This window comes from Methylomonas sp. MgM2 (assembly GCF_054172045.1).
On record NZ_JBSYXO010000002.1, the window covers coordinates 61062 to 81439 of the forward strand.

21 protein-coding genes are annotated in these 20378 nt (G+C 54.1%); 9 read left to right on the forward strand and 12 right to left on the reverse strand.

The window, feature by feature from the left end:
* Positions 1-219: 219 nt before the first annotated feature.
* Positions 220-1083 carry a fumarylacetoacetate hydrolase family protein gene (locus ACW73I_RS01955; RefSeq protein ID WP_458027525.1) on the reverse strand — a complete coding sequence of 288 codons (864 nt, stop codon included), beginning with the start codon at positions 1081-1083 and terminating at the stop codon, positions 220-222.
* 88 nt (positions 1084-1171) lie between these two features.
* Here ACW73I_RS01955 and ACW73I_RS01960 point away from each other — a divergent pair, with 88 nt between their 5' ends.
* Both ACW73I_RS01960 and ACW73I_RS01965 read left to right on the forward strand, forming a co-directional pair.
* Positions 1172-2059: a calcium-binding protein gene (locus ACW73I_RS01960; RefSeq protein WP_458027526.1), complete on the forward strand. Its 888-nt coding sequence runs from the start codon at positions 1172-1174 to the stop codon at positions 2057-2059.
* A 195-nt stretch (positions 2060-2254) separates the two neighbouring features.
* Complete coding sequence (locus ACW73I_RS01965) at positions 2255-2743, forward strand: GNAT family N-acetyltransferase (protein WP_458027527.1); 489 nt, start codon at positions 2255-2257, stop codon at positions 2741-2743.
* Between the two features lie 67 nt (positions 2744-2810).
* Here ACW73I_RS01965 and ACW73I_RS01970 read toward each other — a convergent pair whose 3' ends face one another.
* Genes ACW73I_RS01970 through ACW73I_RS01985 form a run of 4 tightly spaced genes read right to left on the reverse strand, consistent with a single transcriptional unit; the run spans position 2811 to position 5859 of the window.
* On the reverse strand, positions 2811-3212 hold the full coding sequence (locus tag ACW73I_RS01970; protein ID WP_458027528.1) for a thiol-disulfide oxidoreductase DCC family protein: 402 nt from the start codon (positions 3210-3212) through the stop codon (positions 2811-2813).
* A 2-nt stretch (positions 3213-3214) separates the two neighbouring features.
* Positions 3215-3940 (reverse strand): rubredoxin-like domain-containing protein, encoded by a 726-nt coding sequence (locus ACW73I_RS01975; RefSeq protein WP_458027529.1) that lies wholly within the window; start codon positions 3938-3940, stop codon positions 3215-3217.
* A 47-nt stretch (positions 3941-3987) separates the two neighbouring features.
* Positions 3988-5391 carry a class II fumarate hydratase gene (gene fumC / locus ACW73I_RS01980; protein WP_458027530.1) on the reverse strand — a complete coding sequence of 468 codons (1404 nt, stop codon included), beginning with the start codon at positions 5389-5391 and terminating at the stop codon, positions 3988-3990.
* Between the two features lie 24 nt (positions 5392-5415).
* Positions 5416-5859, reverse strand: a complete 444-nt coding sequence (locus ACW73I_RS01985) for a ferritin-like domain-containing protein (protein ID WP_458027531.1) — start codon at positions 5857-5859, stop codon at positions 5416-5418.
* Positions 5860-6090: 231 nt separating this feature from the next.
* Here ACW73I_RS01985 and acnA point away from each other — a divergent pair, with 231 nt between their 5' ends.
* On the forward strand, positions 6091-8784 hold the full coding sequence (acnA, locus tag ACW73I_RS01990; RefSeq protein WP_458027532.1) for an aconitate hydratase AcnA: 2694 nt from the start codon (positions 6091-6093) through the stop codon (positions 8782-8784).
* Between the two features lie 21 nt (positions 8785-8805).
* Here the strand turns inward: acnA and ACW73I_RS01995 are convergent, their stop codons facing one another.
* The 3 genes from ACW73I_RS01995 to ACW73I_RS02005 all read right to left on the reverse strand — a co-directional run bounded on the left by ACW73I_RS01995 (position 8806) and on the right by ACW73I_RS02005 (position 11266).
* Complete coding sequence (locus ACW73I_RS01995; protein WP_458027533.1) at positions 8806-9012, reverse strand: DUF6494 family protein; 207 nt, start codon at positions 9010-9012, stop codon at positions 8806-8808.
* Positions 9013-9341: 329 nt separating this feature from the next.
* Positions 9342-10682 (reverse strand): nicotinate phosphoribosyltransferase, encoded by a 1341-nt coding sequence (locus ACW73I_RS02000; RefSeq protein WP_458027534.1) that lies wholly within the window; start codon positions 10680-10682, stop codon positions 9342-9344.
* Positions 10679-11266 (reverse strand): isochorismatase family protein, encoded by a 588-nt coding sequence (locus ACW73I_RS02005; protein ID WP_458027535.1) that lies wholly within the window; start codon positions 11264-11266, stop codon positions 10679-10681. The genes ACW73I_RS02000 and ACW73I_RS02005 overlap by 4 nt, the downstream gene beginning before the upstream one ends.
* Before the next feature lie 270 nt (positions 11267-11536).
* Between ACW73I_RS02005 and ACW73I_RS02010 the strand changes: the two genes are divergently transcribed.
* From ACW73I_RS02010 to nqrF, 5 genes are read left to right on the forward strand one after another with little or no spacing between them, the layout of a single operon-like run.
* Positions 11537-12889, forward strand: a complete 1353-nt coding sequence (locus ACW73I_RS02010) for a Na(+)-translocating NADH-quinone reductase subunit A (protein WP_458027536.1) — start codon at positions 11537-11539, stop codon at positions 12887-12889.
* The gene (locus ACW73I_RS02015; protein WP_458027537.1) at positions 12882-14069 is read left to right on the forward strand and encodes an NADH:ubiquinone reductase (Na(+)-transporting) subunit B; all 1188 of its coding nucleotides are present in this window, start codon (positions 12882-12884) and stop codon (positions 14067-14069) included. The genes ACW73I_RS02010 and ACW73I_RS02015 overlap by 8 nt, the downstream gene beginning before the upstream one ends.
* On the forward strand, positions 14066-14881 hold the full coding sequence (locus tag ACW73I_RS02020) for a Na(+)-translocating NADH-quinone reductase subunit C (protein ID WP_458027538.1): 816 nt from the start codon (positions 14066-14068) through the stop codon (positions 14879-14881). The genes ACW73I_RS02015 and ACW73I_RS02020 overlap by 4 nt, the downstream gene beginning before the upstream one ends.
* Before the next feature lie 7 nt (positions 14882-14888).
* Positions 14889-15500 carry an NADH:ubiquinone reductase (Na(+)-transporting) subunit E gene (gene nqrE / locus ACW73I_RS02025; RefSeq protein WP_458027539.1) on the forward strand — a complete coding sequence of 204 codons (612 nt, stop codon included), beginning with the start codon at positions 14889-14891 and terminating at the stop codon, positions 15498-15500.
* Positions 15501-15536: 36 nt separating this feature from the next.
* Positions 15537-16769, forward strand: coding sequence for an NADH:ubiquinone reductase (Na(+)-transporting) subunit F (gene nqrF, locus ACW73I_RS02030; RefSeq protein ID WP_458027540.1), 1233 nt, complete (start codon positions 15537-15539; stop codon positions 16767-16769).
* Between the two features lie 52 nt (positions 16770-16821).
* Here nqrF and ACW73I_RS02035 read toward each other — a convergent pair whose 3' ends face one another.
* The 3 genes from ACW73I_RS02035 to ACW73I_RS02045 all read right to left on the reverse strand — a co-directional run bounded on the left by ACW73I_RS02035 (position 16822) and on the right by ACW73I_RS02045 (position 18402).
* Positions 16822-17028, reverse strand: a complete 207-nt coding sequence (locus ACW73I_RS02035; RefSeq protein WP_458027541.1) for a hypothetical protein — start codon at positions 17026-17028, stop codon at positions 16822-16824.
* 276 nt (positions 17029-17304) lie between these two features.
* Positions 17305-17742 carry a LysR substrate-binding domain-containing protein gene (locus tag ACW73I_RS02040; RefSeq protein ID WP_458027542.1) on the reverse strand — a complete coding sequence of 146 codons (438 nt, stop codon included), beginning with the start codon at positions 17740-17742 and terminating at the stop codon, positions 17305-17307.
* A 138-nt stretch (positions 17743-17880) separates the two neighbouring features.
* Entirely contained in the window at positions 17881-18402 is a 522-nt protein-coding gene (locus ACW73I_RS02045) for a LysR family transcriptional regulator (protein WP_458027768.1), read from the reverse strand.
* A 110-nt stretch (positions 18403-18512) separates the two neighbouring features.
* On the opposite strand from ACW73I_RS02045, the gene ACW73I_RS02050 reads away from it, so the two are divergent.
* Positions 18513-19376, forward strand: a complete 864-nt coding sequence (locus ACW73I_RS02050) for a pirin family protein (protein WP_458027543.1) — start codon at positions 18513-18515, stop codon at positions 19374-19376.
* 281 nt (positions 19377-19657) lie between these two features.
* Here the strand turns inward: ACW73I_RS02050 and phoU are convergent, their stop codons facing one another.
* The gene (gene phoU / locus ACW73I_RS02055) at positions 19658-20377 is read right to left on the reverse strand and encodes a phosphate signaling complex protein PhoU (protein WP_458027544.1); all 720 of its coding nucleotides are present in this window, start codon (positions 20375-20377) and stop codon (positions 19658-19660) included.
* Between the last annotated feature and the right edge of the window lies 1 nt (position 20378).

Below are 20378 nucleotides of genomic sequence, written 5' to 3' on the forward strand. Positions count from 1 at the left end.
AGCGCACGGGATAATTGGAGTAACCGGGCGCGGCATAAGCGCCGCCGTAACTGACGTAAGATCGCTGATACCCGCCATATTGGGCACAACCTGACAAGCTTATTGCCATTAATAAAAAAATCGGCTTTAGGATTTTCACAAGCGCCCCTCGGCATACGCCAATTCAATTCGAACCGGCTTCAGCATAGTGGATTTAGACTTAATCCATCCTTAACCTCATCATTCTACGCAAAAGCCATCAGGCTCCATGATCACCGGATTGCTTAAACTGCCGATTCCCTCGATTTTGACGCATACTGTTTGTCCCGGTTTCAGATAGCCGCGCGGTGTCATTTTTACTCCGACCCCCGCCGGTGTACCGGTGCTGATCACGTCTCCCGGCTCCAAGGTCATTGCCTGACTAAGGTAGGCCACAATTTCGTAACAGTTGAACAACATCTGCCCGGTGTTGGCGTTTTGCCGCAATTCGTCGTCCACCCAAGTTTCGAGGCTTAAGCGATGCGGGTCGACGATTTCGTCGGACGTGACTATCCAGGGCCCCATCGGCCCATGGGTGTCGAACGATTTGCCCAAAGTCCAGGTAGGCGAACGGTGCTGCCAGTCGCGCACGGTGACGTCGTTGCAAATCGTATATCCGGCGATAAATTCTCGGGCGCTTTCCGCGGACACGCGCTTGCAGCGTTTGCCGATAACGATGCCTAATTCGCCTTCGTAATCGACTTTTTCCGAAATCGCCGGGCAATGTATGGCTTGGCCCGGCCCGATGACGCAGGTACTTTGTTTGGTAAAAAACATCGGATGTTCGGGCCTCTCACGTCCGGTTTCGCCGATATGATCCGCATAGTTTAAGCCTATGCCTAAAAATTTACCCGGACGCGGAATTGGCGCAACTAATCTGACCTCCGACATCGGAATGAGCGGCTGTCCGCTGTCCATCAAACCTTGCATTGCAGAGATGGCCGCTTCGCCTTTGCTTAAAAAGGCCGACATGTCGGCGGCAATGCTGCTGCCGTCCGCAATTTGCCCGTCCAATACGGAGCCGATTTTGATGGTGTTATTATGGATGAATGACGTTAACTTCATGGCATCGAAAATTTAATTTGGCGTTAATTGTTTGGGTTCAACGTATTGCTTTAAACTCCCATATCTTACATGTTACCGGAGAAAAATAATGGGGATGAAATCTTCCCGATTAGCTCGAGCGGCCTTTTGCATAGCGACAATCGGGTTTGCGTCACAAGACGCGGTTGCAGGAAAAAAGAGCAAGATCATGCGCTGCATGGGACACGAAGTGACGGTTGACTTGAATAAAGGCGAACTACCAACTGAATACGATGACGTCATTTTAGGAACTAAGCGGAACGATGTCATTTATGGGCTTGGCGGCGACGACATTATTTGCGGAGGATCCGGCAACGATATTATCTACGGCGGACCCGGTAACGATATTATCGACGGTCAAAACAAAAATGATGAAATTGACGGTGGACCGGGAGACGACACGATATATGGAGGTAACGGTAACGATATCATTTATGGTGGCCGCGAAGTTATTCTTGTAGACGAAACTAATACACCTATTCATGATGAGTACAATCAGCCTCTCACCGATAACGATGAACTATACGGCGGCAATGGCAACGACATATTGATGGGAGGCGTCGGCGGCGATGAGCTAAAGGGTGAAAATGGCAAAGACCGGCTTTACGGCGAAACGGACAGCTTTTTTGACGACGCCGGTTTGGCCGATCCATACGACAACAACGGCGACTATCTGTCCGGAGGTAATGGCAAGGATTATCTCTATGGCGGGCCGGGAGCTGACGACTTAAGCGGCGACAACGGTAACGACGAGCTATACGGTGGACCGGGTTCGGATTCCTTTTTAGGTGGCAACGGCAAAAATAGGATTCACTATGATGAAGACGATAGCACTGTCGGCAGTGGCGGCGGTAAAGATAAATGCTTCTTGAAAACTGAAGGAAACGGCGAACAAGAACTGGAATGCGAAAGCGCCCGAGAGCCGGAGCCTGAAGACCGTCGTAAAGGTCGCCGTTAAAGCCCGTCTCTCGAAAATATCTACGATACTTGCGATCTTGATTTGAAATCTTGATCGCTATAAGGTCTGTCGACGGTAAAGCCGGGCAATTTGCCGCCCGGATACCGCCGTCGCGACTTGTCGGCCTCGAATAGGCAAGGCCTCGTGATCAAATGGTCGGAAGCATGAATCCAAGAAAACGATAAGAACGAATGCATGCGAATCCTGAATCTAAAAGACGAATCCCGGCATATCGAGAAACTGGCTGAATGGCATCAACGCCAATGGGCGGCGCTGAATCCCGGCCAAACTCTCGAGCAACGCATCGCCTACATGCAAGCCTACTTAAACGAAGGTTTGGTACCGAGTACTTTCATTGCCGAAGGCCCCGAGCTGATGGGATCGGCCGCCATCATCGCCAAGGACATGGACACCAAACCGGATTGGACGCCTTGGTTAGCCAGTGTATTTGTTGCGCCGAAGTACCGCAACCGAGGGGTCGGCAGCCGCTTGGTTGAACACGTCATGCAACAAGCCCAAGATGCCGGCATAGACAGACTTTTCCTTTTTACGCCGGATAGGGTGTCTTTTTATCAGAGATTAGGCTGGACCATGCTTGCCGAAGAAGCTTATCGCGGCCATACCGTGACGGTGATGACGGCCGATCTTCTTGATACGTCATTTCGAGCATATCCCGCCACCTGACGCTCGGCAAATGAATCGCAAAAGTGCCTTACCTATAGATAGACACTCATAACGGTTGCTAACCGATTCAATAACCTCGTTTACGTAAACGTCGATTGACTTGCCAGTGGTAGAATTTTGCCAATAACGGCCGAATCAGCGGCAAGCCGATCAGCCAGGCGACGGGCTTTAAGCGCGGCACCCTGCGCATCAGCAAAATATAAGCATCCAATTCCGAAACAATGCGGCCGTCGGCATCGCGTACATGCAGCTCGGCCAAGGCCTGCTTAGGATCGATTCCCTGCTCGCGCAAATGTTCGTCCTGTCCTGTGATATCGAACCAACAAACCTCTTTTCCAGCAGCATCCCCTAATAGTTTTTCGTAGACCTCCCGGTCGCGCCTACATTTGGGACAGGCCGCATCGTAATAGACGGTCAATCGCGGCGTATCGCCTTCGTGCGTCGAGTTTACGATGGGATTTTCCGACATTTTTACACGACCAAGCGTTCGAAAAGCGGCATCCAATCGGCGAAGGACGCGACATAGTTATAGCCGCAGACAGTCTCCAATTCCCTATCCTCGACGATGCCGTAGATTTGTTTGGCTTGTTGATAGGTTTCGTCCGCCGGTCCATAGGGGTTGAAGCACATCTCGCCGGCCTCCAGAAAAATATAATCGCAGATGAACAAGGTATCCCGGTAGATGTAAAAGGTGAATCCGGGGGTGTGTCCGCCGACATGATGGGCTTCGATGTTATAAGCCGAAAAGTCTTCGCTAAAACGGCGGTCGATGTCGAATAACGCGACTAGCCGATGCTTGGCATCCAGTTCGTGCAGCCAGACTTCCGCATCCCAAATCCGCCGGTATTGATTGCAAGCGCCGAGAAAATGGCGGTGCGTGAATAAAATGGCATCGACCGGCGTCAAATCACGATTGAACGCCGAAGGCGCATCTATCCATACGGCGCCGGCAGCGGTTTCGACTCGATACGCCGCGTGTTCCAGACCCAATTTGGGTACCGATAACAATTGAGTGGTATACGAATTAACGGGGGTTGGCGTGACCCGAAAGGTTTTCTCGGCTTCGTCCCAGGCCATGAAGCGGTCGTGTTTGGCGCCGCAAAACGGACAAACATCCGGCATGTCCCCTATCATGTTGTAGCCGCATTGTAGGCAAACCCATTGTCGGGTCGCTTCCGGCGTGTTTGCAATGTTCATGGACGCTCCTTATGTTTCGAGTTGAGCGAATGGCGGTTTGAATGGTGTTAACCCGGCCCAAGCATGCGTTCGGGACGAACGATCGCGTCATACGTTTCGGCACTGACCAGCCCGCTGGCAATGGCCGCTTCCCTGAGCGTGCTGCGGTTTTGCAATGCCGAGTTGGCAATCTTTGCCGCGGCGTCGTAACCGACATGCGGCGCCAGCGCGGTAGCCAGCATCAAAGATTGCTGCATCAATTCGGCGATGCGGTCATTGTTAGCTTCAATACCGCTTACACAATAATCGGTAAAACTGACGGCGGCATCGCTTAGCAAGCTAATGGACTGCAGCACGTTATAAACGATAACCGGCTTGAACACATTGAGTTCCAGTTGGCCCTGCGCGCCGGCCAAGGTGACGGTGCAGTGGTTGCCGATCACCTGCGCGCAAACCATGGTCAGCGCCTCGCACTGGGTGGGATTGACCTTGCCGGGCATGATAGACGAGCCGGGCTCGTTCGCCGGAAGGCGCAACTCGCCCAACCCCGACCGGGGCCCCGAGCCCAGCAAGCGGATATCGTTGGCGATTTTATTCAGGCTGACCGCGATGCAATTGAGTATCCCGGACATTTCCACCAAGGCATCGTGGCTGGCGATGGCTTCGAACTTGTTCTCGGCGCAACGGAAAGGTAGGCCGGTAAAACGCGATACCTCGCGCACAAAGGCTTCGGCAAAACCGGTTTTGGCGTTAAGTCCGGTGCCGACTGCCGTGCCGCCCTGGGCGAGCGGATAAAGCCTTTGCAAGCCGTCATGAATCCGGTCGATGCTAAACCGCACTTGGGTCACATAAGCGGAGAACTCCTGACCTAAGGTCAAAGGCGTGGCGTCTTGCAAGTGGGTGCGGCCGATCTTGATGATGTCTTGAAATATACGGGACTTTTGCAGCAAGGTTCGGTGCAAATGCCGCAATGCCGGAATCAAACGGTGATTTAACTGTTCGACCGCAGCGATATGCATTGCAGTCGGGAACACGTCGTTGCTCGATTGGCCGCGATTGCAATGATCGTTAGGATGTACAGGCGATTTGGAGCCGAGCTCGCCGCCGAGGCGTTCGCTGGCCAGGTTGGCGATCACCTCATTCGCGTTCATATTGGATTGAGTACCGGAACCGGTCTGCCATATGAACAGAGGAAACTGGTCGTCCATGTCTCCTGAGATCACTGAAACCGCGGCCTCGGCAAGCGCATGACCTATAGTAGCATCGAGATTGTCCACACTGATATTGGCAAGCGCCGCGCAATGCTTGACGATGCCCAAGGCCCTGATCATCGGCCTCGGTAATGTCTCGCTGCCGATATTGAAGTGAACTAAAGCGCGTTGCGTTTGCGCGCCCCAATATTTATCGGCGGGCACGTGGACTTCGCCCATGGAGTCGGTTTCTATGCGGAACGTGACGGATTCCTGTCGCATCTGGCTATCCTTTTCTGCGAGGTTTCAGTCGCCGGGTTTTCTCAGCATCTTGCGCACTTCGCCGACGTGGGCTTCCTCCAGCGCGCACATGCTGCGTGCGTATTCTTCGAGCATGACATTGTGACCCGCGACCAAGTCGAGCAAACGGTAGTATTCGCCCAAAGCCTGGGTTTCATGCTCCAAGGATTCGCGCAGGATATCGCCGATATCGTGACGGTAGGTTTCCAGCAAGGGGCCGATGCCCAAGGACGGATGGCCGCCCAGTTGGGTGATCATCTCGCCGGCCTGGTTGGCATGCGCCAAGGATTCGGTGGCTTGGCCCCGCATCCAGCTCACGATGGGAATGCGGTTGTAGCCGAATACCATCAGCGCATAGTGCGTATAGCGGACGACACCGGCCAATTCGGCTTCCAATATCTTGTTCAAGATGCCGATGACGGCCTCGTTGTCGACTTCATGACTCGCCATGATACCCCCCTTTTCTTTGGGAAAGAACGACTGCCGCAACGAGGCTACTCAATGAGCAAGAACGCGCGTCAGTGGCAGGAAGACTCTGTTTCAACTAAAAAGTTGCGTCAAAAAAATGGATTTGTAATTTGCTTGGGATCGTGTGCCGGCATAATTTAGATCGGCATGGAATCTTATGAGGTCAATTTGGTCGATGGTTTTACCGGCGCGCTTCAATCCAAGGAGGCAACCATGTCAGAAAAAAATCCGCTTGGTGCTCTAAAACCGCTCGGTTTTGCTTCATTATCCTTCTACGCGCTTGCGGCAATCGAGGAAATGGGGCTTGCAGCCGCCTCGCGCTTACCCTTTTCGATCAAACTGTTGCTGGAGGCGGCGCTACGCCATTACGACGGCCGCGCGATCACGCTTGACGACGTGGCTTGCATCGCCAACTGGCAAGCAAACGGCGCCCGCCATGAAATTCCGTTTAAACCGGCGCGCGTGCTGTTGCAGGATTTTACCGGAGTGCCTTCTTTGGTCGATTTGGCGGCCATGCGCGATGCGATAACGGATTTCGGTGGCGATCCCCTCAAAATCAATCCGCTGATTCCGTGCGATTTGGTAATCGACCATTCGGTGCAAGTCGATTATTACGGAACGAAGGTGGCCTTGCCGATGAACGAAAAATTGGATTTTCAAAGAAACGAAGAGCGGTACCGATTTTTAAAGTGGGGCCAAACCGCGTTCGAAAATCTGCGGGTGGTGCCGCCGGCCACCGGCATCGTACACCAAGTGAATCTTGAATATTTGGCCAAGGTGGTTTTTTGCAACCAGTCCACTCGGATTTGCTACCCGGATAGCTGCGTCGGCACCGATTCGCATACCCCGATGATCAACGGCCTAGGGGTATTGGGCTGGGGCGTCGGCGGCATCGAAGCGGAAGCCGTCATGCTCGATCAAGCGATCGATATGCTGTTGCCGGACGTGGTCGGCATCAAGCTGGTTGGAGCGCTTCCGCCGGGGGTAACCGCGACGGATTTGGTTCTAAGAATTACCGAGTTGTGCCGGCAACTGGGCGTGGTCGGTAAATTCGTGGAATTTTTCGGGCCGGGTTTATCGGCGATCAGCGTGCCGGATAGAGCGACGATCGCCAATATGGCGCCGGAACAGGGCGCGACGGTCAGCTATTTTCCGATCGACGCCGAAACCCTGGCCTATATGCGCCTGACCGGCCGCGGCGAGGAACAAGTCGAGCTCACCGAACGTTATAGCAAACGGCAAGGTTTGTTTCGCACCGATACGATGCCGGACCCCGAATTCAGCGAAGTGCTTGAACTCGATTTAGCGAATATCGAGCCGGCTCTGGCAGGCCCCAAACGTCCGCAAGACCGCGTTAGATTGAGCCAGGTCGGGCCGACTTTTAGGCGGATGCTGACAGCGCCGGCCGGCAATCACGGCGTGGGGCTTACCGAAAGCGAACTCGACCGCCAAGGCGTCGTCAGCCAGAAGGGCAGCACGGAAACGCTAGGCCATGGCGCGGTCGTGATTGCCGCGATCACGTCCTGTACCAACACCAGCAATCCGCAGGTCATGCTGGCGGCCGGTTTATTGGCTAGAAACGCCGTGCGTAAAGGTCTTAAAGTCAAAAACTATGTCAAAACCTCGCTGGCTCCCGGTTCGACCGTGGTCACCGAGTACTTGAAAGCATCCGGTTTGCTGGCCTACTTGGAACAGCTGGGATTCAATCTGGTCGGCTACGGTTGCACGACCTGTATCGGCAACTCGGGACCGTTGGACGAGGCCGTTGAAAAAGCCATCGTGGACAAGCAACTGGTAGCCGCGGCGGTACTTTCGGGCAACCGGAACTTCGAAGGCCGGGTACATCCTTTGACCAAAATCAATTATCTGGCTTCACCGCCGCTGGTCGTCGCCTATGCATTGGCCGGCAGCATGGCATTGGACATGACGCGCCAGCCCATCGGTACCGGTTCTGATGGCCAAGCCGTTTACTTAAAAGAGATCTGGCCGACGAATCAGGAAATTACCGACACGATCAGACGGTGCTTGACGCCCGAGATATTCGAACAGCGTTACGCCGATGTGTTTGCCGGTAGCGAGGATTGGCAAAAAATCGACGTGAGTCCCTCGCCGCTTTATCCGTGGAATCCGGAATCCACCTATATTCGTAAACCGCCGTTTTTCGCCGGATTGAGCCTCGCAAACCAAACGATCGGTCCGATTACGGGACTTAGGGTATTGGGGATGTTCGGCGACTCGATAACGACGGATCATATTTCGCCGGCCGGGCAAATCGACGAGCAATCGCCGGCCGCCGCTTATTTGTTACAGCACGGCATAGAACGCAAGGATTGGAATAGTTACGGTTCCCGGCGCGGCAACGATGAGGTGATGAGCCGCGGCACTTTCGGCAATATCAGCATCCGGAATAGCTTAGTGCCGGACACCGAGGGCAATATGACCGTCCATCATCCAAGCGGCGACAGGATGAGTTTTTTCGATGCGGCGATGCGTTACGAACAGGCCGGTATTCCGTTATGCATACTGGCCGGCCGGGATTACGGTTCCGGGTCGTCGCGCGATTGGGCGGCAAAAGGGCCTTACTTGCTCGGAGTTAAAGTCGTTATCGCCCAAAGTTACGAACGCATCCACCGCAGCAATCTGATAGGCATGGGCATACTGCCGTTACAGTTCATGGCCGGCGAATCGGCGCTTAGCCTGAATTTAACCGGCACCGAAACCTACTCGATCACGCTGACCGACTCGCTGCGCCCCCGTCAGCAAATCGAGGTCGTAGCGAGCTCGGAAAAGGCATCGATTACATTTAAGACGCTATGCCGCATCGAAACGCCGGTCGAAATCGAATATTATCGGGACGGCGGCATATTGCGTCACGTGCTGAAAAAATTATTGAAGCCTTCGGCCTGACCCACTCTTAGGCCCGTATCCTCATTCCAGCGCGATGGTGCCGGAAATGGTGTGGTTGACGTCGGCGTCCGAAAGCTCCAACGTCATTTTAACATTCAGCGTCTCGGAACCCTTCAGCTTGCCGGATTCGATGGCCTTATAAACCGCGTGTTCGATCTCGCGTTGGGAGCTTAGCCCTACCGTTTTCAGGTATTTGCGGATTTCCATGTTGAAAGTGTCTTCGTTCATGACGGTATCCTCCGGATAGTATTGATAGAAAAAAACGTCGCGCCGGCTTACGCCGCCTTGATGATATGCGAAAAAAGCGTTTGTGCAATTCCTTAGGATTTGGCCAAAAACCACTTCCCGTTTTGCCGGTGCGAACCCTGGGGCATACCGAATGAGGAACGCCGTGAACCCTTCCATGGGGGCTTGACGGCAGCGTCCTTGCCGCCGACATCCTCACTCGGTACGTCCCCAGTGACTATTGCCGTATCGGGAAGTTTTTTGGACGATATCCTTACCGGATTCGCGGCACAAACAGCTGGATTAACCGCGGCGCGATTTAGTTCCGCGTATTAAGCGCCATCAATGGCACGATCTACGCTTCCGACCAGTTCGACGAGTTCGTCGGAAACCCGCACCGGATAAACCGGAGCCTTGTCGAGCGTTTTGAACGGCGGCGCCAAGCTTTGCAGTTGCGTTTTTGTATATTGCCTGATCGTTTCTAGCGACGGGTGCGGCGCGCAAATCCGGCCGCCCTGCATGACCGTCTCGAGTAAAGGCCGTCCGCCGCAGGCGGCATCTGCCAAGGTCAGGGTATCGCCCGACATGAAACCGTCCTTATCGTAATGCCGATAAACTCGTTTGCGTCCCGGCCAGGTGGCTTTGCCTTCCGAGCGCTTCCGGCGGGCGGTGCCGGCGTATTCCTGCAGTTTATAAACACAATCCAGATAGGGACGGTCGGCGGAAGTGGTCATGCGCGTGCCGATGCCGAACGCGTCGATCGGTGCGTTCAGTTCCAACAGTGCCTGCAGCTTGTATTCATCGATATCGCCGCTGGCAAAAATCGCGGTATCGCTCAGGCCGCCGGCGTCCAGAATTTTTCTGACGCGGCGGGCGTGTTCCGCCAAATCGCCGCTGTCCAGGCGCACGGCCTTTATCTTGATGCCCCGCGCCTTTAACGACGGCGCCAGATCGACGACCTTGCGGGCACCGGCCTCGGTATCGTAGGTATCGATCAGCAACACCACATTGTCGGGGTTCGCCAGCGCGAAATCCTCGAAAGCCAGGCTTTCGCTGGTATGCGCCTGAATGTAGGAATGCGCCATCGTGCCGAATAGGGGAATATCGAAATAGCGGCCGGCGCTGACTGTCGCCGAACCGGCGAAGCCGGCCAGATAACTGGCCCGTGCTGCCAGCAGTCCCGCTTCGCCGCCGTGGGCGCGACGCATGCCGAAGTCGACTAAGGCCTTATCCGGCGCGATCAATACCGAACGGACGGCTTTGGAAGCAATCATGGTCTGAAAATGCAACAGATTGATGATCCGGCTTTCGACTAATTGAGCTTCGGGCATCGGTGCGGTAACGCGGAGTATCGGCTCATCGGGAAAAAAAACAGTTCCTTCCGGCATGGCATGTACCTCGCCCGTGAATTTCAATGCCGCGAGATATTCCAGAAAATCGGGCTTGAATCGGCCGCCGGCCTTGAGCCAATCCAGTTCCGATTTTGTCAATTGAACGTGTTCGAGAAAATTCAGCACCTGTTCAAGGCCTGCCGCCAGCAAAAAGCTACGGTTCTCAGGGAGTTTCCGCACGAAGAATTCAAATACGGCCGTGTCTTGCATGCCGGTTTCGAAGCCTGCTTGCAGCATGGTCAACTGATATAAATCGGTTAACAGGACTTCATTTGAAATCATAGTATGCTATCCAGGTTCAACGGTTCCGCGCCATGGGCCAGCATCGTACGCACGGCATTTTCGCCGTCTGTTGGATTTAGGTTGACTGCGCGCACTGCGTCCTCCAATAAAAACACCCGATACTGCAAATGCAGCGCGGAAAGCACCGTTTGTAACACACAGTAATCGGTTGCGATACCGCAAACGAACAAACGGTTCACGCCGGCATGTTTCAGATCGGCGTGCAAACCCGTCCCGGCAAATACCGAATAACCGTTGTCAGCCGCTTCGACGCCTTTTGAAACGATACGACAACCCTCCGGCAGCTGTAACGCAGCCGAAAACTGAGCGCCGGAGGAACCGGCAACGCAGTGTTCAGGCCATGGCCCGCCTTGACTAAGGAAAGAGCAATGATCGGTCGGGTGCCAGTCTCGGGAAGCGTAAACGGGAAGTTTGCGGCACCGGAATTTTGCTATGTAAGCATTGATCACCGGAATTACCCGGTCGGCGCCGGGGACGGCCAACGAACCGCCCGGCAGAAAATCGTTCTGTAGGTCGACAACTAACAGCGCATCACCCAACTTCAATTTCAACCGACGCGTCATCGGTGCTTACCTCATTGATCCAGTTTCGCCATGTTAACCGATCTTTTCGGTCGTGTGTCGGCAGCCCGACGAATCCAGTCAATCGGACGCCGATAGGCTGCACGCGGTTGGCGGTTCTAAGGCCTTCGTCAACGGACTTCCCCGTCGCTACTTTGAGCGACATTTACAGCACTCAATTTGATTTGAGCGATCGGATGAACTTATCGCCATCACTGCTACACTAATTTGCCGACGGATTGATTGTTCGGTAACTTTGGATTAGGCAATCATATGATCATGATTAAAAAAGGTCTGGATTTACCAATAACCGGCGGGCCGGAACAGCTTATCAGCCCCGCTAAAGCTACCGGCGAAGTCGCTCTGCACGGCGCCGATTATCCGGGATTGAGACCGGCCATGGCGGTCAAGGAATCGGATACGGTCGTCAAAGGCCAGTTGCTGTTTAGCGATAAAAACCTGCCGGACGTCTGTTTCACCGCGCCCGGGGCGGGCCGGATCAAGGCCATTCATCGCGGCGAGCGGCGCAAATTGCTTTCGGTGGTCATCGAACTTGACGGTGACGAAGAAACGGCTTTCGATGCCTACTCCAACGAACGATTAGCGGAACTGACACCGGATCAAATCAAAGGCCAATTGTTGAAATCCGGCCTATGGACGGCGCTCAGGGCCAGGCCTTTCAATAAAGTCGCCGATCCGGGTGCTAGTCCGAATTCGATTTTTATTACGGCGATGGACAGCAATCCGCTGGCGCCGGCCATGGCTCCGATACTCAGCGGCCAGGAACAGGCGTTGGAGCAGGGCCTTCGCCTGTTGACCAAGTTGACCGCGGGCAGTTTGTATCTATGCAAGTCGCCGGCGACCACCTTGCCATCCCATGTAGCGATCTCCAATCTGAAGATTGTTAATTTTATCGGTCCTCATCCGGCCGGCAATCCGGGTACGCATATTCATTTTCTCGATCCGGTAAGTCGCGGCAAAACGGTTTGGCATATCGGTCTGCAGGACGTGATCGCGATGGGTAAGTTATTCACGACCGGCCGCTATCCGGTCGATCGCGTCGTCTCGCTGGCCGGCCCATCGGTAATGAAGCCGCGCTTGCTGAAAACCCGCCTGGGAGCGAATCTGAACGAATTAGTCGCCGGCGAACTGGCGCTCGGCGAGCATCGCGTCATTTCCGGTTCGGTATTATCGGGGTTTCACGCGCGTGAGCAGACCGCTTATTTAGGCCGATATCATCAGCAGGTTTCGGTGTTGCCGGAAGACCGCCGTCGCGAATTCCTGAATTGGCTTAAGCCCGGACTGAATAAATTTTCGCTGAAACGCACCGTTTTATCTCGCTTCCTGCCCTGGCGGACTTTCGAATTTACCACCGCCACCAACGGCGAAACCAGACCCATCATTCCATGCGGCAATTACGAGCGCGTCATGCCGCTGGACATCATGCCGCTATTTTTGATCAGGGCTTTGGCTGTGCAGGATATAGAGGAAGCGGAAAGCCTCGGCTGCCTGGAACTGGCCGAAGAAGACCTGGCCTTATGCGCCTATGTCTGCCCGTCTAAACAAGCGTTCGGCCCCATGCTGCGCCGGACCCTGGATTTGATAGAGGAAGAGATACATGGCTGAATCGCCGCATCGCAAAGACAGTGGTAAAGACCGGCGCCTAGATCGGCTGCAGCCTCTGTACGAGGCGGTTGAACGGTTTTGGTTTACGCCGGGCGAAGTAACCCGCGCCGCGCCGCATGTCCGGGACGCGATGGATCTCAAACGGATGATGATCACGGTGGTTTTTGCGCTATTACCGCCCGTGGGCATGGCGCTCTACAACACCGGATTGCAGACCAATTTGGCCTTGCAGGCGCAGGCGGCGTCTCATTTCTCCGGCTGGCGAGGACAAGTGCTGACCTGGCTCGGAACGGGCTTAAATCCCGGCAGCATTTTTGACAACGTGCTGCACGGCGCCTTGTATTTCTTTCCGGTTTATTTGGTGGCGCTGTTGGTCGGCGGCTTTTGGGAAGTTCTGTTTGCCTGCGTCCGAAAGCTAGAGGTCAACGAAGGCTTTTTGGTGACCAGCCTGCTATACGCTTTGATATTGCCGCCGTTGATTCCGTTATGGCAGGTAGCCTTGGGAATCTCGTTCGGGATCGTCATCGGTAAGGAAGTGTTCGGCGGGACGGGGATGAACATCTTGAATCCGGCGCTGGTCGCGCGTTGTTTCGTGTTCTTTTCCTATCCGCAAGACATGACCGGCGACCGGGTATGGGTGGCAGCGGACGGCTACAGCATGGCGACGCCGTTGGCGCGCATGGCTAATCCCGAGTTACCGGAAGTAACCGGTTGGCATGATGCTTTTTGGGGCTTTATTCCCGGCTCAATGGGCGAAACGTCGACATTCGCTTGTCTTATCGGCGCCGCGATATTGATCATCAGCCAGGTTGCATCATGGCGCATCATGGCGGCGGTTGCGCTCGGTATGGTCGGCACGGCGCTGGCGTTTAATTCAATAGGCAGCCAGACCAACCCCATGTTCGCGCTGACGCCGCAATGGCATTTGGTCTTGGGCGGATTTGCTTTCGGCGCCGTGTATATGGCTACCGATCCCGTTACGTCGACTCATTCTCAAGCCGGCCAATGGGTCTACGGTCTCTTGATCGGCGCCTTGACCGTGCTGGTCAGGGTGATTAATCCGGCTTTCCCCGAAGGCATTATGCTGGCCATATTATTCGCCAACATATTTGCGCCTGCCATAGACCGGGTCGTCATTAGCCTGCATATGCGTAAACGGCAGAGGAGATTAGGGATATGATCAATCCCGGTTTGCTGCGCTCTCTAAAGATTGTGCTGATCGTCAGCCTGTTTTGCTCGCTGCTGGTGTCGGCCGCGGCAATCTTATTGAATCCGCTGCAACAGGCCAATCTTCACCGATACATGATCCGGAACATTCTGATTGCGGCCGATTTGCTCCAAGCCGGGATGTCCAGCGATGTTATTTTCGAACGGCGTATACAACCCATGCTGGTTGAATTAAGCACCGGCGAAAAAGTCGATCCTTCCGTGGTCGGCCCGGGTTTTTCCCTGGAAGACTTCGATATCAAATCGTTCGTCGATGACCCGGCTTTGAGCGTTCCGGTTCGGCCCGACCTTGACGTCGCCAAAATCAGCCGTAGGCCGAAATACATGGTGGTCTATGTCGCGAACGCCCAAGGTCATCCCGATAGGCTGATTCTGCCGGTATACGGCAAGGGCTTATGGTCGACGATGTACGGTTTGTTGGCGCTGGAACGAGATTTGCGCACGGTAGCGGGCATCACGTTTTACCAACAGGGCGAAACACCGGGCTTGGGCGGTGAAATCGATAATCCCGATTGGCAAGGCAAATGGCACGGTAAAAAAGCGATCGATGCCGACGGGCGGGTTATTATCGACGTCATCAGAGGCGAGGTCGATCCTGCGGCAATCGATGCCTATCGCCAAGTCGACGGCCTGGCCGGAGCGACGTTGACCAGCAAAGGCGTCGAGAACTTATTGCATTATTGGTTAGGCAACGACGGCTTCGGTCCTTTATTGAACAGGTTGCGGCGTGAATGGCAAGCCGCTTCCGAGACGCAAGGCGGGTAGGTAGCAGATGTTCGAGCATTATCTAGGCATGTTGATACGGTCTATCTTCGTCGAGAACCTGGCATTGTCTTTTTTTCTCGGCATGTGCACCTTTATAGCGGTCTCCAAACAGCTTACTACCGCGGTCGGTTTGGGTTTTGCGGTGATTGCCGTGCAAACGCTGACGGTACCTTTGAACAACCTGATCTACCAGCACATACTCAAAAAAGATGCCTTGGCTTGGGCCGGTCTGGGCGGCATGGACATGACGTTTCTGGGACTTTTGGCCTACATCGGCGTCATTGCCGCGACGGTACAGATCGTCGAAATGGTATTGGATAAATATGTACCGGCCCTTTATAACGCCTTGGGTATTTTCTTGCCCTTGATCACGGTGAATTGCGCGATATTGGGCGGCAGTCTGTTTATGGTGCAGCGCAATTACAATTTCCTGGAAAGCGTCGTATTCGGCTTCGGTTCCGGCAGCGGCTGGGCGCTGGCCATCGTCGGATTGGCCGGGATACGTGAACGCATGAAATATAGCAACGTGCCTCCGGCCTTGCAGGGTTTGGGCATCACCTTTATCACCGCCGGACTGATGGCAATGGCGTTTATGATTTTTTCGGGCATCGAATTATGAGAACGAAGAATCCGGCCCATCAAGTGCAGGTGATCGATGGCTGATTTGAAATTAATTTTGATCGGCATGGGCTTATTCACCGTCATCGTCGTTCTATTGGTCTTGGTCGTCGAATTTGCCCGCAGCAAACTGGTAGCCAGCGGCCGGGCACTGCTCACCGTCAACGGCGACAGCGAAAATCCCTTACAGCTCAACACCGGCGGAAAATTGCTGAATACCTTAGCCGAGCGGAATATTTTTCTTCCTTCGGCTTGCGGCGGCAGCGGCACTTGCGGGGAATGCCGAGTCGTGGTCAAAAGCGGCGGCGGCAATATCTTGGAGACCGAGCGCGCCAAGCTTTCGCGCAGGCAAATCCATGACGGCTATCGTTTGTCGTGCCAGCTAGTGGTCAAGCGCGACTTGGAAATCGAATTGCCTCCCGAACTGACCAAGGTGGAAAAATGGCAATGCACGGTCAAGTCTAATCGCGGCGTGGCGACCTTTATCAAGGAATTGGTTTTGGCCTTGCCCGAAGGCGCTCGGCTCGATTTTCGCGCCGGCGGTTATATCCTGTTGGAAGCGCCGCCTTACAAACTGAAATATACGGATTTCGATATCGAAGAACGCTTCCGTCCGGCCTGGGACCATTTCGATTTATGGCGATACCAATCGATCGTCACGGAGCCTGTCTCTTCGGCTTATTCCATGGCGAATTATCCGGACGAAAAGGGCATCATTATGCTGAACGTACGGATCAATTCGCCGCCGCCGCGGCTTCCAAACGTCCGGCCCGGCAGGGTTTCGTCGTATATTTTCAATCTGAAACCGGGGGATAAAGTCACCGTGTCAGGCCCATACGGCCAATTTTTCGCGAAAGACACCGACAATGAAATGGTGTTTGTCGGCGGCGGTTCAGGCATGGCGCCGATGCGCTCCCATATCTTCGACCAGCTCAAGCGCCTGCATTCCAAGCGCAAGATCACTTTCTGGTATGGAGCGAGAAGCCTGGGCGAAGTGTTTTACCAAGACGAATTCGACCGGCTGGCCGAAGAATGCGACAACTTCAGCTGGACGATAGGGCTATCGGACCCTCAAGCCGAGGATCATTGGCAAGGGCCGACCGGTTTTATCCACCAGATCCTTTACGACCTTTATTTGAAAGAACATCCGGCACCCGAAGATTGCGAATATTATTTGTGCGGGCCGCCGCCTATGATAGAGGCGGTTGAAAAGATGCTTTACGATCTAGGAGTCGACGCCAAGAACATCATGTTCGATAAATTCGGTTGATGACGCTTAGCGCAGCAACGGCCGCTTGATGCAGCCATTGCTGCGCGGCGGATTAGGCTGTGTGGCAGGTCGTGGCGCAATGCGGGCAACCGTTTACCAGTCTGAAACTTTGGGCTGCTTTTTTTAAGGCGCTGGCGCAACTGGCGATAGAGCCCAGATAGCGTATGGTTTCTTTAGCTGGCAATGAAGAACAATCTGCGCGGTGAACGACATGTTCTCCATTATCCTGAGCGTTGATTTCGACGTAAAACTCGGCCATGACATATACCTCTCTATTTGTTGAATGCAGGTGAAGGGCTCGCTCAACGGACAGCCGGCGCCTTGTTCATTAGTCGATAATCCAACAATTCGTATCGGTTGATGTGTTGAAAGCGACACAAATACCGGCCGAAATCCGTAATTCGCGAGCTCTAATCCTGATACAAGCAAACCGGATACCATATTAACCCTTTAATATTTAAGGAAAAATTACCATATAATCCATGCAGGATTTGCCTCGCAGATCGGATACGCCCGCATCGTATAGTTGACTTATTCATGGTTCGTCGAACCCCGCATAACATTCGGCCCGATAATCGATCAACGTTCTGACGGAAGGCAATAAGCCTCGTCGTGACGGAAATACCGCATGAATGATTTCCCTTCGCGGTGTCCAACCGGACAATAATTGCATCAAGCTGCGATCGGCCAATTGCTCCCGCACCACCAATAGCGGCAGTTGGGCCACGCCGGTTCCGGCTAAAGCCGCTGCGCGTAAGGCCATCATATCGGTCGTGATAAAGCGCGGCCGATGATGCACCGCCGTTTTCTCGCCCTTAGCGCCGTACAATTCCCAGGTAAAATTCTGCTGGGGGCGATCTCCCAAACCCAAGCTGAGCCAGTCATTTAACTCCGCCGGCGTAACGGGATAGTCGAAACGGCGGATTAAATCGGGACTCGCCACCAAACATTGTCCGCGGTCGGACAGGTACACGCATCACCAGATCGCTGTCCTGTATGGGCGGAGGACGCACGTGTATCGCAACATCGAAGCCTTCGTTCAATAAATCCACGCGCCGGTTGGTGGCTTCCAAATGAATTTTCACCCTCGAATAGCGCAGCATGAAATTGGCTAAGGATATCGTCCAAAATAACCTCCCGAGATGGCAATAGTCACTGGTGACGTACCGAGTGAGGATGTCGGCGGCAAGGACGCTGCCGTCAAGCCCCCATGGAAGGGTTCACGGCGTTCCTCTTCGGTATGCCTCAGGGTTCGCACCGGCAAAACGGGAAGTTGTTTTTGGCCAAATCCTAACATGCTCCCGGCATGTGCATGGAGTAAGGTGGTGGGACAGGCCATGCGTATGGTTCCGCTAGGCTCGCTCTGCAGGGTGTCGATCGCTGCTTGGGCGGCTTCCGCTTCCACTAGCATGGCTTTACAGTGCCCGTAATAAGTCCGTCCGACTTCGGTTACGCGGAAATGGCGGGTGGATCTTTGAATTAAACGCACGCCTAAACGGTCTTCCAATAGCGCGATGCGGCGGCTTAGTTTGGACTTTGGAATGCATAAGGCCCGGCCGGTGCAAAACCGCCCTGATCGACCACTTGGACATAGTAGTAGAGATCGTTCAAATCCTGCATGGAAGCCCTGTATTTACCGTTCAGTAAATGGAACTCTGATAGCTGATTTTGTCATCTACAAGAATTTTTGTTTCGATTCTATTATCTATGCGACCTGTTTATGACAACTAGTAGGAATTTGACATGACGAAAACTATTCTCGGTATCTACAATGCGCCTGACGGCCATTGGGTGGGCGACGGATTTCCGGTACGTTCGCTCTTCTCCTATCAAAGCCACGGCAAACAACTCAGCCCGTTTTTGCTGCTGGACTACGCCGGTCCGCGCGATTTCGCGCCAAGCGCCGAGCCGCGCGGCGTCGGACCGCATCCGCATCGCGGCTTCGAGACCGTTACCATCGTCTATAAGGGCGAAGTGGCGCATCGCGATTCGACCGGCAAAGGCGGCGTGATCGGCCCGGGCGATGTGCAATGGATGACGGCGGGAGCCGGAATTCTGCATGAGGAACTGCATTCCAAAAAGTTTAGCGAGTCGGGCGGCACCTTGGAAATGGTGCAATTATGGGTAAATCTGCCGGCCAAGGACAAGATGACGCCTCCCGGCTATCAAGCCATATCCGATCGGGCGATTCCAAACGTGGCGCTGGCCGGCCATGCCGGAACCCTAAGAGTCATTGCGGGCGAATATCAAGGCCGCGCCGGACCAGCCAAGACCTTCACCCCGATGCATGTATGGGATCTGCAATTAAACCAAGACGGTATCAGTGAATTTGCGCTGCCTGAGGGCTGGAGCGTCGCCTTAGCCGTATTGCACGGGTCGGTCCGGATCAATGGCACCGCATTGGCGCGAGATGCGGAACTGGCGGTGCTGGACCGCAACGGAAAAACCCTGTCCATCGAGGCCGAAACCGCCGCGAAGGTGCTGTTATTGAGTGGCGAGCCAATTGCCGAGCCTATCGTCGGTCACGGTCCGTTCGTGATGAACAGCCGCCAGGAAATCGATCAGGCGGTGTTGGACTTCAACGGCGGCGGCTTCGGTCGGATGTAAATGCCTTACTCGTTCTTCGCGTTACGCAACGGATTCCGATACTAAGAATTTGGCCAAAAACCACTTCCCGTTTTGCCGGTGCGAACCCTGGGGCATACCGAATGAGAAACGCCGTGAACCCTTCCATGAGAGCTTGACGGCAGCGTCCTTGCTGCCGACATCCTCACTCGGTACGTCCCCAGCGACTATTGCCATATCGGGAAGTTATTTTGGACGATATCCTAAGCTTACGGTTATAAAAGAACACCGGCTCAAGCCGGTGTTCGCTTGGAGACGACCAACTATCGGGGTTCGTTAACTGTCTGTTCGAGTTCTTCGTGGCTCATATGCCTCACGTCTTTTCCTTTGACCATGTAAATGACGTGTTCACAGACATTGCAAGAGTGATCGCCTATGCGTTCAAGCGCGCGAGCGGTCCAGAGCATATCCAGGGCGCGAGAGATATTGCGCGGATCTTCCATCATCTGCGTGATTAACTGCCGGGTGATACTGGTGTATTCGCGGTCAACTTTATTATCTTGAGCGGTGATCGAAACCACTTCTTCGGTGTCGGTGCGCGCATAGGCATCTAAAGCCCCGTTCAGCATGTCTTTCACCAATTCCAATAAATGCTCGATTTCATAATATTTGTCCTGATAGAAATCGGTGCCTTCCAAACGCATGGTCATTTTGGCGATGCGCGCAGCCTCGTCGCCGATTCGTTCCAAATCGGTGATGATCTTGATGGTCGCGATCAGCATCCTCAAGTCGAACGCCGCAGGTTGGCGCTTGGCCATGATTTCCGTGCATTCCTGATCGATGTCCTTTTCCAAACTATTGATCAGATGATCTTGCTGGACGACTTTTTCGGCGATCTCCATGTCGCAACTCATAAAGGCGTTGGTGGCCAGATCCAGTTGTTGTTCGACTAAGCCGCCCATGGTCAGCACCTTGTTGCGGATGTCTTCCAATTCAATGTTGAATTGGCGCGAAATATGTTGAGTAATACCTGCTTTGTCCATG